This window comes from Chryseobacterium jejuense, from assembly GCF_017877355.1.
Classification (GTDB): domain Bacteria; phylum Bacteroidota; class Bacteroidia; order Flavobacteriales; family Weeksellaceae; genus Chryseobacterium; species Chryseobacterium jejuense_A.
This window is the reverse complement of record NZ_JAGIPR010000002.1, coordinates 633,364-648,442: the sequence shown is the minus strand read 5'-3', so window position 1 is coordinate 648,442 and position 15,079 is coordinate 633,364. Positions and strand designations below refer to the sequence as shown.

At 36.1% G+C, this 15,079-nt stretch carries 12 protein-coding genes; 1 reads left to right on the top strand and 11 read right to left on the bottom strand.

Annotation, left to right across the window (positions count from 1 at the left end):
- Positions 1-8 precede the first annotated feature (8 nt).
- The 8 genes from J2772_RS06665 to secD form a co-directional block, all read right to left on the bottom strand.
- Positions 9-500, bottom strand: coding sequence for a GNAT family N-acetyltransferase (locus tag J2772_RS06665; RefSeq protein ID WP_209914736.1), 492 nt, complete (start codon positions 498-500; stop codon positions 9-11).
- The gene (locus tag J2772_RS06660) at positions 497-1,114 is read right to left on the bottom strand and encodes a low molecular weight phosphatase family protein (protein WP_209914733.1); all 618 of its coding nucleotides are present in this window, start codon (positions 1,112-1,114) and stop codon (positions 497-499) included. The genes J2772_RS06665 and J2772_RS06660 overlap by 4 nt, the downstream gene beginning before the upstream one ends.
- Positions 1,115-1,141: 27 nt before the next feature.
- A complete protein-coding gene (locus J2772_RS06655) occupies positions 1,142-1,612 on the bottom strand; it encodes a DUF6428 family protein (RefSeq protein WP_209914730.1) in 471 nt (156 codons plus the stop codon).
- 57 nt (positions 1,613-1,669) lie between these two features.
- On the bottom strand, positions 1,670-1,996 hold the full coding sequence (locus J2772_RS06650; protein WP_209914727.1) for an ArsR/SmtB family transcription factor: 327 nt from the start codon (positions 1,994-1,996) through the stop codon (positions 1,670-1,672).
- Between the two features lie 248 nt (positions 1,997-2,244).
- Entirely contained in the window at positions 2,245-3,465 is a 1,221-nt protein-coding gene (locus J2772_RS06645) for a TCR/Tet family MFS transporter (protein ID WP_209914724.1), read from the bottom strand.
- Positions 3,466-3,692: 227 nt separating this feature from the next.
- Complete coding sequence (locus J2772_RS06640) at positions 3,693-4,958, bottom strand: hypothetical protein (RefSeq protein WP_209914722.1); 1,266 nt, start codon at positions 4,956-4,958, stop codon at positions 3,693-3,695.
- Positions 4,959-5,049: 91 nt separating this feature from the next.
- The gene (locus J2772_RS06635; RefSeq protein ID WP_209914719.1) at positions 5,050-5,622 is read right to left on the bottom strand and encodes a hypothetical protein; all 573 of its coding nucleotides are present in this window, start codon (positions 5,620-5,622) and stop codon (positions 5,050-5,052) included.
- Positions 5,623-6,110: 488 nt separating this feature from the next.
- Positions 6,111-9,005, bottom strand: a complete 2,895-nt coding sequence (gene secD / locus J2772_RS06630) for a protein translocase subunit SecD (protein WP_209914717.1) — start codon at positions 9,003-9,005, stop codon at positions 6,111-6,113.
- Between the two features lie 216 nt (positions 9,006-9,221).
- On the opposite strand from secD, the gene J2772_RS06625 reads away from it, so the two are divergent.
- Positions 9,222-10,598 (top strand): PQQ-dependent sugar dehydrogenase, encoded by a 1,377-nt coding sequence (locus J2772_RS06625; RefSeq protein ID WP_209914713.1) that lies wholly within the window; start codon positions 9,222-9,224, stop codon positions 10,596-10,598.
- Positions 10,599-10,849: 251 nt separating this feature from the next.
- Here J2772_RS06625 and hemN read toward each other — a convergent pair whose 3' ends face one another.
- The 3 genes from hemN to J2772_RS06610 form a co-directional block, all read right to left on the bottom strand.
- Positions 10,850-12,208 (bottom strand): oxygen-independent coproporphyrinogen III oxidase, encoded by a 1,359-nt coding sequence (hemN, locus tag J2772_RS06620; RefSeq protein WP_209914710.1) that lies wholly within the window; start codon positions 12,206-12,208, stop codon positions 10,850-10,852.
- Between the two features lie 256 nt (positions 12,209-12,464).
- Positions 12,465-13,475: a WD40/YVTN/BNR-like repeat-containing protein gene (locus J2772_RS06615; RefSeq protein WP_209914707.1), complete on the bottom strand. Its 1,011-nt coding sequence runs from the start codon at positions 13,473-13,475 to the stop codon at positions 12,465-12,467.
- Positions 13,476-13,529: 54 nt separating this feature from the next.
- Positions 13,530-15,047 carry an amino acid permease gene (locus J2772_RS06610; RefSeq protein ID WP_209914705.1) on the bottom strand — a complete coding sequence of 506 codons (1,518 nt, stop codon included), beginning with the start codon at positions 15,045-15,047 and terminating at the stop codon, positions 13,530-13,532.
- Between the last annotated feature and the right edge of the window lie 32 nt (positions 15,048-15,079).

The window sequence follows — 15,079 nt, the reverse complement described above, 5'->3', positions numbered from 1 at the left end:
CTATGTATTTAATCTATCCCTACTACTTTACTTCTTCTTTCCATCATTACGCTATCTCTCCATATACCTCGGAGTTTTCCTATTCTCTCCCGATATCCAATCATTCTAAATCCAAAAATTTCATGCAATGCTATAGTAGCTTCATTTTCCGGAAACATTCCCGACTGTAAGGTCCAGATCCCATTAGCCTCGCTATCTTCTATGAGATATTGCATTAAAGCTTTGCCCACACCTTTTCCTCTATGATTTTCAGATACATAAACACTTACTTCAGCTACACCTTCATAAACACAACGACTACTCACTTTAGATAAGGCAGCCCAACCCAATACAGTATCATCCTGAACTGCTATTAACCTACTGTGTGGTAGTTTACTTTCATTCCAGACTTCCCATGATGGAACAGAGATTTCAAACGTTGCAATACCTGTATCAATACCTTGTTTGTATATATTGGAAATATCCGGATAATGATCCCTATCAATTGAAATTATTTTCATTTTATTTTTTTTATTTGTGAAAAAACATAAAACATTTCTGCTCCTATCTGCAAACTTCTTTCATGATAAATCTTTTCCTGTTCAGGAGTACCATCTGAAATTTTGGGATCTTCAAAAGTAATAGAAATACGTTTGTCAGCTCCTGGAATAAAAGGACATCCGCCATCTGCCTGCGAACAAGTCATAACTGCAGCAAAACCATGTGTAGGGTTAAATACACTATCATACTTTTTAGAAAAACCTATAATGGGATGTAGATCTTCGTCATGCTTGATAGCATATACAGGATTTTCTGTATCTGAAATTTTCATGATTAAAAAACCTTGCTCCATTAAAGTTTCTGCAATTTTAGGAAACATTGCGGTTGCTTCCGTTCCCCCTGAATAACAAGTTACATTCGGAATATTAAAATATGTACTTGCTGCCTGTGCCCAAACTTGCGATAAATGGCTTCTTCTTGAGTTGTGGGTACAGATAAAATTAATATCAATTGCTTTCTTGTCATCAGAATTTTTCTGAATAAAGTCAATTAAGGGTCTTACAATAGCTTTTCTATCTTCGCTAATTTCTTGATTGTTTAATAACTCTATTGTTTCTAATAATTGGGAATACATAATTTATTTATTTTGAGTTATTCAGTTTTAGCAACATCCGGAATCTGGCGTACAGCAAGTTGGGCTTGAAGATAATTCAGATAATCTCACTTTCTGCTTTTCTGCAGGAATACCGCAGGAATCCTGAGCTAAACAAGCTGTTGTCTTATTTTTAAGAACAAAAGTTTTTCCATTAAACTCTAAATCATATTTTCCAATAGTAGTATTTTGATATTCAACTTCAATTTCATCATCTTCAATACCCAGTTTCTCTTCAGAAAGGTTAATAATATTTAAAAGCTTCCCAGGTTTTAGTCTGTGTTCAAAATCATTGGCATTCCATAATTGAAAATTAACCACCTTTTCATGGCGGACTTTTCCCCCACAATCAATAAAGTGTTTTGTTACAGTTCCTACTTCTGTAATATGAAAATGCTCGGGAACAAAATCTCCGTTTTCTAATTGAAATTCAACATTAGCTAATGTTGGTAAAATTGCTTTGATTTCAGATAATTTCATTGTTTTTTTATTTATTGGTTAAATGCTATATTACGATAAATGTGAATAAAAAAATGCTTAACAGCATTTTTGATTGGAAACAGTCAGTATTATATTTGAAAAATAATCTTTTAATATTCCAAAAGTATTTTCATCAATACAGTAACAGATGGCAGTCCCCTCAATGTTTCCTTTTATTAGCCCTGCATTCTTTAATTCTTTCAAATGTTGGGAAACCGTTGCTTGTGCTAGAGGAAGTTCATTAACAATATCTCCACATATACAAGTGTCTACCTTTAGCAGGTATTCAATAATAGCAACTCTGGCAGGATGCCCTAATGCTTTTGCAATTGTAGCTATCTTGTTTTGCTTATCTGTGAAATGGTCCGTTTTCGTTGCTCCCATAGTTTGAATAATTATATCGCAATATTACGATAAAAATTAATAACAAAAAAGAAAATCCAATAATATAATTTTTTACGTCTATCTAATTGCTAAAATCCTATGATATATTAACCTTATTTTTTCCCAATTTCTACCTTCCCAATCCAGATGAAGAATTGATTTGAACTATTCCGGCTTGTATTGAGAAATACAATTTACATCTTAAAAGCAATAATTTTGATTCATTATCCAGCTAAAAGTCAGGTTTATTAAATCTTTCCTTTTTTCTTAAAAGCAGAATATGTAATCACTACACTAATGGCCATTAAAATAAATGCCAGGAAGAATGGTGCTCCTGAAAACTCGAAGGGTGCTTCATCATGCGTAAAAAAGTAGAACAGATTGGTCATCATTGGAGGACCAATAATAGATGTTGCACTCATTAAACTGGTTAATGCTCCCTGAAGTTCTCCCTGCTCATTAGAAGGTACACTTTTCGTAATCACTGACTGTAAAGCAGGACCACAGATTCCTCCCAGACAATACGGAACTAAGAAAGCAAACATCATCCACCCTTCTGAAGCAAATGCAAACAATAACAATCCTATAGCATACATAGCAAGACCATAATAAATGCTCTTCTGCTCTCCCAGCCTTGGTGTAGTCCATCTGATTAAAAGTCCCTGTACCAAACCAACAAGTAAACCTACAACTCCTAATGAGATCCCGACCATTCTTTCTGTCCAGTTGAACTTATACATGGTAAAGAAGCTCCAGTTACTCTGTACGGCATGCCCTGCAATATAGATCAGAATCAAAGCAGTAATAAGCCCTGAAATTTCCGGATGTTTTCCTAAAAATTTGAAAGATCCCACAGGATTCGCGCGCTTCCAGTTAAATTCTCTTCTTTTATCTTTATCCAAACTTTCAGGAAGAATGAAATAGCCGTAAAGAAAATTAAGAAGGCATAAAGCTGCTGCTGCATAAAAAGGAACTCTTGCGCCGTAATGTCCTAAAACGCCCCCCAAAACCGGTCCTATAATGAAACCCAAACCGAAGGCTGCTCCTATCAGTCCAAAGTTTTTTGCTCTGTCTTCGTCCGTAGAAATATCTGCAATATAAGCACTCGCAGTGGTTACACTTGCCCCCGTAATTCCTGCAATAATTCTTCCCAGGAACAGCCACCAGATAGTTGGGGCCAGTGCAAGGAAAATATAATCTATTGCAAACCCGAAAAGCGAAATCAGAATAATAGGTCTACGCCCATATTTGTCACTCAGATTTCCCACCAGTGGAGAAAAGATAAATTGTGTAAATGCGTAGGCAAATCCCAACCAGCCACCATATTTTGCGGCTTCACTGATATCTGCATGAATCAACTCTTCAATTAATTTGGGAACAACAGGAATAATGATTCCCCAGCCCGTAATATCAATCAGTAAAGTAATAAATATAAAGCCTATTGCAGCTTTTTTCTTTGAATTTTCCATGATGGTGCAAAATTAATCAAATCTTAAAAATAATGGTTCTAAATTTTACGATATTAAATAAGTATAATATTGAATAACAGAATCATCTTAAAAAACACTATGTTTTTATATTATTTCCAACAACTCTAAGGACAGGAAATTAAAGATCTGATAACCATAAAATAAAAAGACCTGATTTCAAATGAACATGAAACAGGTCTTTTTTACCATTAAGTTAATATATAGTGTTAATTACTATTAGGTTTTGCAGAAATCATACGGTTGGTTATGATGCATTTGATGAGACAGCTCTTCTTAAGAGTAACTTTTACCACATTGCTGAATTGATAAGCTGTAATATTTCCATTAAGGGTTGATCTTACTCCACGACGGTAATAGGTAGTCTGTGTAACAGCCGGAGCATCATATGTTGCAGAAGTAGCGTTGGTGATGTTTGTAAAAGTTACATTATCTGTTGAACTCTGCCATTGATATTCTGCATTTCCGGTGACCTGAGCAGCTGCAGTTACTGTAAACGCTGCCGGATCACTATTGATATCCAGACAAACCGTTTGATCTGTTCCAATCGTTCCCGGATTGTTCACTGCGTTCACAAATAACCTACCAATATTGGAAATAGCTTGAAATGAGCAAGTATAAAAACTTGACTTTGCAACTACTCTATATTGGTTATTGTTAAATCCTACAGGAACATTATTGATATTGAGTGTAGAGCTCGTAACATTGCTGTAATTAGTATTGTTCGCCAGATCTGTCCATGTACTTCCGTTGAGAATCTGCCATTGATAGGTAACATTTGCAGGTGTTTCATCAATATCCGTATTGCTGATAACAGCTGTCATCGTAGTAGATCCACCTACAGGGACTGTTCTATCTGAAGGTTGAGATAAATAGGTCATAGGATCAATATAATACTCTGAAAGAATATTATAAACCCTCATCTGACTAAATGAGAAACCAATACCTATAGTCTCTCCGAAAGCTAGCCTCACTTCATCCCATGCTACAGTTGGAATCACTTTAATAATCCGACGTTCCTGGTTATCTCCAAAATCAAAGAAAAAGTGCCCATTAATACCAGTTCTATAAACCTCAGTACCATTATTGTAAAACACAAAATTACCACCATTAAAACTAGGATTAAAATTAAATCCATCAGAAGCAAAATCAATGTAAACAGGTTTATTTGCTGGGAAATCAGCACCTGTTGTTCCTACTCCCACATGCATATTACAAAAAAGACCTGCACCTGTCCCCGGTTTTAAAGAGGCAAAAGAATTTACATCAGTATCTGTCATATTAGTAGGATTAGCAGCTTCTTTTCCTAGCCTGAAACATAGAAATCCACCATTATTTGCACTTGAAGTATTAGTATCCAACAGTCTTCCGCAGCCACCATTGGGCAGGGAGACCATTTCCTGAGAAAGCATCTTGTTTGACACCAGAAAGCATAGCGCTATAAAAGTATAACGTAATATTGAATTTATTTTCATCATTGATAATTTTAAGCTGTTAATTGTACACGAAATAATACTCATCCCTACCTAATCAGAGATGATCGCAATGACTGTATGCCACTTAAAACTATTTGATTACAAATACAATATTAACAAACGAGCATGCTGTAGCCGTTCCCACTACGTCATAGCGCAGGATACCATTGGCATCAATGCTTACATTTCTTAAAACATTTCCATCAAAATCCGTTACATAATAGTACAGATCTGTAGCATTCACAAAGAAAGGAATGGCTGCTGGAGCTCCTGTACTTGTAACTTTCGGAGTAGAAAACTGTGTTTTATACAATTGGTATAGGTCCAATGTTCTACCTGTACCCAACGTAGAAGTATCAATGCTGATAGAGGGCATGTAGAAGAACTTAACGATGTTTCCACTAATGGGAACCCAGTTTGGTGTAGCGGGTGTTCCAATGTTTTGGGTTAATGCCTGCCTTTTCAGATCATAAACCAATAGACCATTTGCTGGAGTGGCCACTGTGGTGAGATCGGAAATTCTAGGGATTAATACACCTTTATTGGTGCCAGTCACATCTAAAGCAGAACTTTTATCAGGATTGGGAGTACCAATTCCTATCTGCGCAGTAATAACGCTGCCAGCACATAGTGCCGCAGCCACGAATAATTTTTCGAATTTCATTTTTGTTTTGTTTTATGTAAATATATAATAATTTAACACATAATTCTACATTTATTTGATTTTTTTTAACTAAAATAATCATACACATGCAACATTTAAAAAAAATACTTATTATTAATGTTTTGCGCGAAATTTTTAATCTCCAGAGTTAGATTTATTCAATAATAAGTCTAATTTATGTTAAATTTCATCATTTTTTTTGACGAAAAAAAATGTTCAAAAATGTACAGTTGGGAAACGTAAGGAAAAATAAGTAATAAACAATGAAAAATAGGCATTATGGAAATAATAACAAGTATATCAAGATGGAAAACATTCCTATTTATTTTATGAGTCTATAGGCAGCACAAAACCCACATAAGTTTATCACTTAGGACTGTAATATTATTGATAGGTGCTTCTACTCATAGAGGAAGAACTAAGGTGTGCGCAGAAAATAAAAAAAGCCTTTCTTTCGAAAGGCTTTTACTAATTTATTGTAGTTTGTATTATTTTGAAGCAAGTACTTCTTTATCGGAGGTCGTTTTTCCGTGTACTTCATCTTCTTTTCCTTTTTTAAGGAAGTCATAAGCAATTGCCGATGCAACAAAAATTGATGAGTAAGTACCGAATCCAATACCGATTAACATAGCAAACATGAATCCTCTTAGGTTATCACCACCGAAGATGAATATCGCAAGGATCACCAAAATCGTAGTGAATGAAGTGTTGAATGTTCTACCCAATGTACTTGAAATAGAGTCATCAAACAATCCAGCTAGTGTTAAAGATTTCTTCTCTCTTAGGTATTCTCTAATTCTGTCGAAGATAATAACCGTATCGTTGATTGAATATCCTAATACCGTAAGGATTGCAGCAATGAAATCCTGGTTGATCTCCATGTTGAACGGCATATATTTATGAAGTAATGAATACGTTCCTAAAATAATAACCGCATCGTGGAATAATGCTGCAACAGCACCTAAAGAGAACTGCCATTTTCTAAATCTGAATAAAATATAGATAAAGATACCAGCCAATGCAGCCACTACTGCAAGAATACCGTGTGTCTGAATATCATCAGCAACAGTAGGTCCTACTTTCTCAGATGAAATGATACCTGCGTGATCTTTGTCTGCAGATTTGAAGTCATTTAAAGTAATATTAGAAGGAAGATCTCCTTTTAATCCTTCATATAACTTCTGCTCGATAGTCTGGTCAGCTTTTAAAGATTCATCTTCGATAAGGTAATCTGTAGAGATCTTTAACTGCTTAGCATTTCCGAAAGTTTTAGCTTCTACAGAAGAGTTTTTACCATCTTCTGTTTTGAATAGTTTAACTAATTTTTCTTCAACATCATTAGCATTAACCTCCTTATCAAATCTTACAACATAGTTTCTACCACCTGTAAAGTCGATACCATATTTGAATCCGTTAGTTACAATAGAAACAACACAGATTACTGTTAATACTGCAGAGATGATGTATGCGTATTTTCTTTTTCCAATGAAATCGATCCATGTATTTCTGAATAGGTTCTTCGTAGGAGCAGTCCATACAGAAAGGGTCTTACCTTTGTTTAGTCTGCTGAAGATCATTACTCTTGATAATAATACAGAAGTAAACAATGTCATGATAATACCGATCATCAATGTCAATGCGAAACCTTTAATAGGTCCTGTTCCGAAGAAGAACAATACAACTGCTGTTAGTAACGTAGTAGAGTGACCGTCAATAATCGCGCTTAATGCGTGCTTGAAACCGTCTTTATAAGCTTCTAAGATACTCTTACCAGCAAATAATTCTTCTTTCGTTCTTTCATAGATAATTACGTTCGTGTCTACCGCCATAGCCATCGTTAATACAATACCAGCGATACCAGGAAGCGTAAGGGTGAAGTCTCCGGAATCCATAATTCCGAAAATATAGAAAAGGTTAATTACCATCGCAATTACAGCGTACACCCCTGCACCACCGTAATAGAAAATGATATAAACAATGATAATTAAGAATGCGATTGCAAATGAAATCATACCAGCGTTGATAGACTCCTGTCCTAATGACGGACCTACCTGAGTAGCCTGAACTACTTTAGCACCTGCAGGTAATTTACCAGCACCCAAAACGTCAACCAATTCTTTAGCTTCTTCCTGAGAGAAGTTACCAGAGATTTGAGTTCTACCATTAGGGATAGCATTTACAACGTTTGGAGCAGTATACACTCTGTTATCAAGCGTTACAGCGACTGGTTTTCCAACGTTTTTCTCCGTTAAAGTTTTCCATTCTTTTGCTCCTTTAGAATCCATCTGCATGTCTACCACAACTCTTCCAAGTTCGTCGTAGCTGATGTTTGCAGTTTCTACTGCACCGTCTACCGGAGCTTTTTGGTTGATGTTACTTCTGATTGCATACAATACTAAATCATCAGGACTTGTAGCTTCAGGTTTGTAACCCCACATGAACTGTGTATATTTAATGTTTGCAGGACGTAAAGCCATTCCTACTTTGCTGTTCAAGATTTTATTTACAGCAGCTGTATCAGACAATTTTACGTTCGCAACACCATTACTTCTTAATTTGTCAAGCTGTAAAAGGTTCATGAAGTTTACATTCTTTGCAACTCCCATAGAATCTCCTTTTGCAGCAACCATAGTTGTTAATGTCTGGAAATAAGGAGCCACTTCAGTAACTTGCTGTACTTCCCAAAACTGAAGTTTTGCAGAAGTCTGAAGCATTTTCTTTACCTTGTCGATATCCTTCATACCAGGCATTTCTACAGAAATTCTAGCTGTACCAGGTACTCTCTGAACGTTTGGCTGAATCGCTCCAAGCTTATCAATTCTCGTTCTGATTACCTCGAAAGCTGTTCCTACAGAAAGATCAATTCTTCTCTTAACAATACTTTTTACCTGCTCATCAGTAGTATTATACTTGATTTCAGATAAGTTTGTGTTTCCGAAAAGTTCCGGATCAGCAAGCTTTAGGTTTGTTCCTTTCGCTTTGTTAATCGCATCGAACTGTTCAAAGAAGTTGTCGATGTAAGATTTTGTTGAGTTTTTCTGAGCTTCATCAGTTTTGTTTAAAGCCTCAATAAGAATAGGATTTGTAGAAAAATTGGTTAAATCATTTACCAAATCTCTCTGGTTGATTTCCAATAGAACGTTGATCCCTCCTTTTAAGTCAAGACCCAATTTCATTTCCTTGTCTTTAGCTTTTGAATAATAAAGCTTCGTATACCCAAGATTAAGAGTATCTTCCTTGATTCGTTTGATCTCTTTCTCGTTTCCTTTCGCAGCTTCGATCTGCGATTCAATTTTGCTGGCGTACCAGGTTGGTAATAGCTCGTTTAAGCAAATCAACCCCAGGACAATAGCAACAATTGTAATAAGTCCTTTTCCTTGCATTTTGTTATAACTACGTTAAATTAAGTCGGCAAATATAATGATTTTCTTGTATTTTATGAATTTTTAACAACAGAAATGGTTTATTTTCAGATATATCAGCATTCTGATTTCTATTTAAGATTTAACAATTATTTTAGAGTATCTTAGTGAAGTCTATAATATTTAATTGGTATAAAAATTTCATTCATACTTCAACACCTTAACTATCAAAATATTATGAAAAAAACACTTTTTGCTCTAAGTATCTTTTCTTCCTTAATCGTTAATGCTCAAAGCATTAATTTGGAAGAATTTGCCACCGGATTAACCAGTCCGGTCGAGATTACAAACGCTAATGACAGCCGGTTATTTGTAGTTCAACAGAACGGAATGATAAAAATAATTCATCCTAACGGGACTATTAATCCAACTAATTTTTTGAATATTTCCTCAAAAATTGTTTTTAATGGAGAAAGAGGTCTTTTAGGACTCGCATTCCACCCGCAATACTCAAGCAATGGGTATTTTTTTGTGTATTATAACAACACGGCGGGAAATATTGTACTGGCAAGATATAGCGTTAATCCAACTAATCCGGATATAGCTGATCCTAATTCTGAAAAAATACTGCTGAATATTCCCAAGCCATTTGCCAACCATAACGGGGGAAGTATTCATTTTGCTCCTGATGGAAAACTTTGGGCCGTAACCGGAGATGGCGGAAGTGGCGGAGACCCCAATAACAATGCTCAGAATAAAAATGTATTACTGGGGAAAATGCTGAGAATAGATGTGAATGCAACAGACCCAACCCCATACAATATTCCATCCGACAACCCTTTTGCAGGTGCTGGTGTTGACGGAGCCGATGAAGTATGGGCCTATGGCCTTCGAAATGCATGGAAATTCTCATTTGATCTCACTACCGGCAATGCCATGATTGCAGATGTAGGACAGGGAGCCATTGAGGAAATCAATAAAATGCCCTTATCACAAGCAGGCATCAATTACGGATGGCGTTGTTATGAAGGAAATAATGCTTACAACACAGCAGGATGCCCAACTCAGTCTTCAATGACGTTTCCCATTGCTGTATACGATCATTCCGGCGGAAAATGCTCCATTACCGGCGGCTATGTGTACAGAGGCTCTCTATATCCATCACTTCAGGGGAAATATTTCTTTGCAGACTTTTGTTCTGACCAGATAGGCATCCTGAATGCTGATAATTCGATTATATGGACGTCTGCCTACAGCGGAAATGGGTTCTCTACTTTCGGGCAGGATCTTCAAAAAGAACTTTATGTTGCCGCAGTGAATAGCGGGAAAGTATTTAAAATTACAACAGGGTCATTAGGTACCCGTGAAAATGATCTTTCAGAAGCAATAAAAATTTATCCAAATCCTGCTTCAAAAGAAGTTTTCATCAGTGGAATTAAAGATAAAAAATTAACCGCAGAGATCATTAGCACAGAGGGAAGAAAAGTTTTAGAAAAAGATCACATCATTAATGAAAAAGGGATTGATATTTCCGGAATTACTCCTGGAGTTTATTTTATCAATCTGAAATCGGGTGATTATAAATCTTACAGCCAGAAAATTGTTATTAAGTAGAAATAGTTTGCTTTAAACGCTAAAGGGTGCGCTAAGTATTTTAACAATAATGCTTTTCAAAAAGTTTGCAAGGATGTTGCACTCAGCCAAGACTAACATTATGCCGCTGCAGACGAAAATAATACACAACGCAAAATCCCCTTGCTAGTGTTGCGTTAAAAAATCCTCACACATTTTATTACTTCCCTAAACAGAATACATTACAACTATAAGCAAATAAAAAAGCGATTCAGTGTTGAATCGCTTTTGTTTTATATCGTCATTGAGAAGATTCTCGTTTCCGGTTTATTTCTCATCATTCTGAGATCAAAAACCATCGCTACATTTCGGGTGAAAGCTCTACCTGCTTCTGTAATTTTAATTTCTTTGCCGGAGATTTCAACCAATCCGTCATTTTCCATTTCTTTCAACATATCTAATGCATTATCAAGCTCAGGGAAAGAATTTTCTACGGTAAAAGTAGTTTCAAGCTGACACATCAGATTTAAAATATGTCTTCTTACCATCAGGTCTTCTTCATTCAGAACGTGTCCTTTCACAACAGGAATTTTACCCTCTTCTACCATCGTCTGATATTCCTCTACAGTTTTCACATTCTGAGCAAAAGCATACCATGAATCTGAAATAGCAGACATCCCAAGCCCTACCATAAGCTGCGTATTGCTTGAAGTATACCCCATAAAGTTTCTGTGAAGCTTTTTATGAATCAAAGATTGATATAAATCATCATGTTCTAAAGAGAAGTGATCCATTCCTACCTCAATGTATCCCAAATCCTGAAGCAACTTTTTACCATCTTCATACAAACGGCGTTTCTCTTCTCCACTTGGAAGATCATTTTCATCAAAACCTCTCTGCCCTACTCCTTTTACCCATGGAACGTGTGCATAAGAGTAAAATGCCAGCCTATCCGGCTTCAGCTCCATAGTTTTTCTGATGGTATGCTCCATCGCTTCCCAGGTTTGATGTGGAAGTCCGAAGACCAAATCATGGCTGATCCCTCTGTACCCAATTTCCTTAGCCCATTCCGTTACGTTTTTCACATTCTCAAAAGGCTGAATTCTATTGATCGCTTTCTGTACTTTAGGATCATAATCCTGAACTCCGAAGCTTACTCTTCTGAAACCTAGGTCATATAAAGTCTGAAGATGCTCCTTCGTGGTATTATTCGGATGTCCTTCAAATGAGAATTCCGGGTGTTCTGCAATCTCTACAGTGGAAAAGATTCCTTCCAATAAAATTTTCAGGTTTTCAGGAGAGAAAAATGTAGGAGTACCGCCACCAAGGTGTAATTCTTTCAGTTTTGGCTTTTCATTAAAAAGCTCAAGATAAAGTTTCCATTCTTTTAAAACACTTTCCAGATACGGAACTTCAACACTATGCTGTTTTGTAATACGTTTATGACATGCACAGAATGTACACAATGCCTCGCAGAAAGGCAAATGGATATAAATAGAAATTCCCTCCTCTGCATTGCTTTCATGAAACGACCTGATTACGCTCTCCTTCCAACTTTCCGGTGAAAATGTAGATTCATCCCAATAAGGAACCGTAGGATAAGATGTGTAACGGGGTCCGGGAATATTATACTTATCTATTAAAGAGTTCATGTTGAAAAATAAAATTTTATAAGGTGAGGAAGTTTAACATTATTAAAATTCCATCCTACAAAATTAACCATTAGTTATGAATTTTAACCTATGAATTATATTAGGTTATAGTTTAGAATGAGTCTAAATACACTAACTAAACCTGTTATAGAGATAGTGATAAATTCTATTAGCTTCATTTATTTTTTTGATCTGAGTTCCGGCATCAATGAGGAAACACTATCTTGTGAATCTTTTATATTGAGATGTTAAACTCTTACTTTATCTTCATTACTAAAATTCTATCCTTTCCTGCAACCACTACCTTATTCCCATCAATCCACTGCCCGACATACAATCCTTTTTCATCGGAAATTTTCTTCCACGTCTTTCCAAAATCTGATGAATAACTAATATGCTGATCACCTACTCCAATCATCTCTTTCCCTTTTGAACCCGGTTTGATTTTCACACAGGTCATATATCCTGCATTTTGCCCTGAAGCCTGAATCTGCCAGGTTTCTCCACCATCATGCGTAGTAGCAATATTATTAATATTAGCTTCCTGCTTGGTATAATCACCGCCTACTGCAACTCCGAATTGGTCATCATTAAAATCTATGGAATACATCCCCTGGGAAGATTCTCCCTGAATAAAAGGGGTGTTAAAAATTTCGAGCTTTTCAGTTTTAAGATTCAGTCTTAAGATTCTTGAAGCTTTACCTCCTGTTGCAATCCATACATATTTTCTGGTAGAAGAAATATTCGTATTACTGGCAGCAAAGGCAGCTTCACCATCATTCAATTTTACATTATTCGTAAACATTTTCCATTTGCCATCTTTATAAACAGCCAATTTTAATAACAGGTCACTATCTGCATCACTAAAAGTATACGCCAACTTATCATTCACAAAATGCAAAGCATCGTAAAAAGCTGTTTTTGCAGAATCTGTATAAACAATCTGTGATTTCAAATCCTTTTTATTGATCTTGAAAAAACGGGCCGGACTCACAATATTGATGGTGTAAAATGAATTCTTATCCTGTCCCAGGGTTCTGAATTCCAGCTTTTCATCAGAAAGTCTAATTTGTTTTTGATGTTTGGTATTGCTGAGATCCACAAACCCGAATTTAGAATCAGAACCACTGTACCAGACTTTGTTATCATAGAGTTCAATAGCTCTGATGCTAATTTTATCATTAAGAATTGTTTCAATACTTTCCACCTGTTGGGAAAATGCAGTGATTCCTACAGATAGGAATACAAGGGACAAAAACTTTTTCATATATTTTATTATGGCTAATTTCCAACAAAAAAACCGCCGAAGCGGTTTATATATTTAGTCTACGTCTTTATACTTTTCAGGATTGTTAAGTTTACTGTTTGATTTTCCATAAAGGAAATATACCAGTCCTCCTAAAAATAGCCATACTGCAGAAAGCTCCAACGCATGGGCACTCAGGTTAAAAATTAAATAAATATTGATAACCACTCCCAATGTTACAATTAATTTATATGCAGGAACTTTAAACGGTCTGATTAATTCCGGTTCTTTTTTTCTCATCACCCAAACAGCAATACAAACCAGCGTAAATGCAAACAGAGTTCCGAAACTTGTCATATCTGCTAAAGTAGAAATTGGTGTAAAAGCTGCAATAAATGCTACCACTACTCCTAGCAAAATAATTCCTTTGTAAGGCGTCTTTGTTTTTGGATGAAGCTCACCGAAGAATTGAGGAATCAACCCGTCTTTTGCCATTCCGATAAAGATTCTGGACTGCCCCATCATCATTACCATTACTACAGAAATCAAACCTACCGTTGCGGCAATTGTTACCACGTTACTTGCCCAGTGTTTTCCGGCAATTTCAAAAGCATAAGCCACAGGTGCTTTAATTGCATCCGGATATTTTCCTTCAGGATTAAAGTCTGTATAATGCATCATTCCTGTTAATACAAGAGATACACAAATATATAAAGCTGTACAAACCAACAATGAAGTAATAATTGCAAAAGGAACATCCTTTTTAGGGTTTATTGCTTCTCCTGCCTGGGTAGAAACAGCATCAAAACCAATATAAGCAAAGAAAATGGCCGCCGCTCCGGATATAATCCCTTTAATACCATAAGCAGAAACCATGTCCCCCTCAGAGTTTTTAAGCTTTATCTGATCAGGAATAAAAGGTTTCCAGTTTTTAACGCCATCTACAGCATTGTAAAGATCAGTATTAGAAAAAATGATATATACTCCTGCAATAATTACAAATACAACTGCAGAGGTTTTCATTAAAACAATCAGGTTGTTAGCTCCTGCTGCTTCCTTGGTTCCTTTTACCAACAATGCAGTAATCAGTAATACAAGGATAAATGCTGGCAGATTCATAGAAAAGCCTTCTCCTGTATAACTGGCAGGATCGGAAGTTAGATAAGCCGGTAAATGAACCCCAAAAATCTTCAGAAATTTGGTAAAATATCCGGACCAACTCACAGAAACAGCCATACTGGCCATTGCATATTCCAGAATAAGGCACCAGCCCATTGCCCATGCAAAAATTTCTCCTACTGTTCCATATGCGTAGGCATAGGCAGATCCCTCAACAGGAATAATGGAAGCGAACTCCGCATAGCATAATGCTGCAAAAACGCAGGCAATACCTGCGATAATAAAGGATATTGCAAGTGCTGGCCCTGCATGATAATAGGCTCCTGTTCCCGTAAGAACAAAGATTCCACCTCCAATGATAGCACCTACTCCTATTGCTGTTAAACTCCATTTTCCAAGGACTTTTTTCAGCTCACTTTTCTTCATATCTGCCTCATAGGCACTTAGTGGTTTTTTAACCCAAATTTTCGACATGTTTTTTTATTTATTAAGGATTTACGAAAATA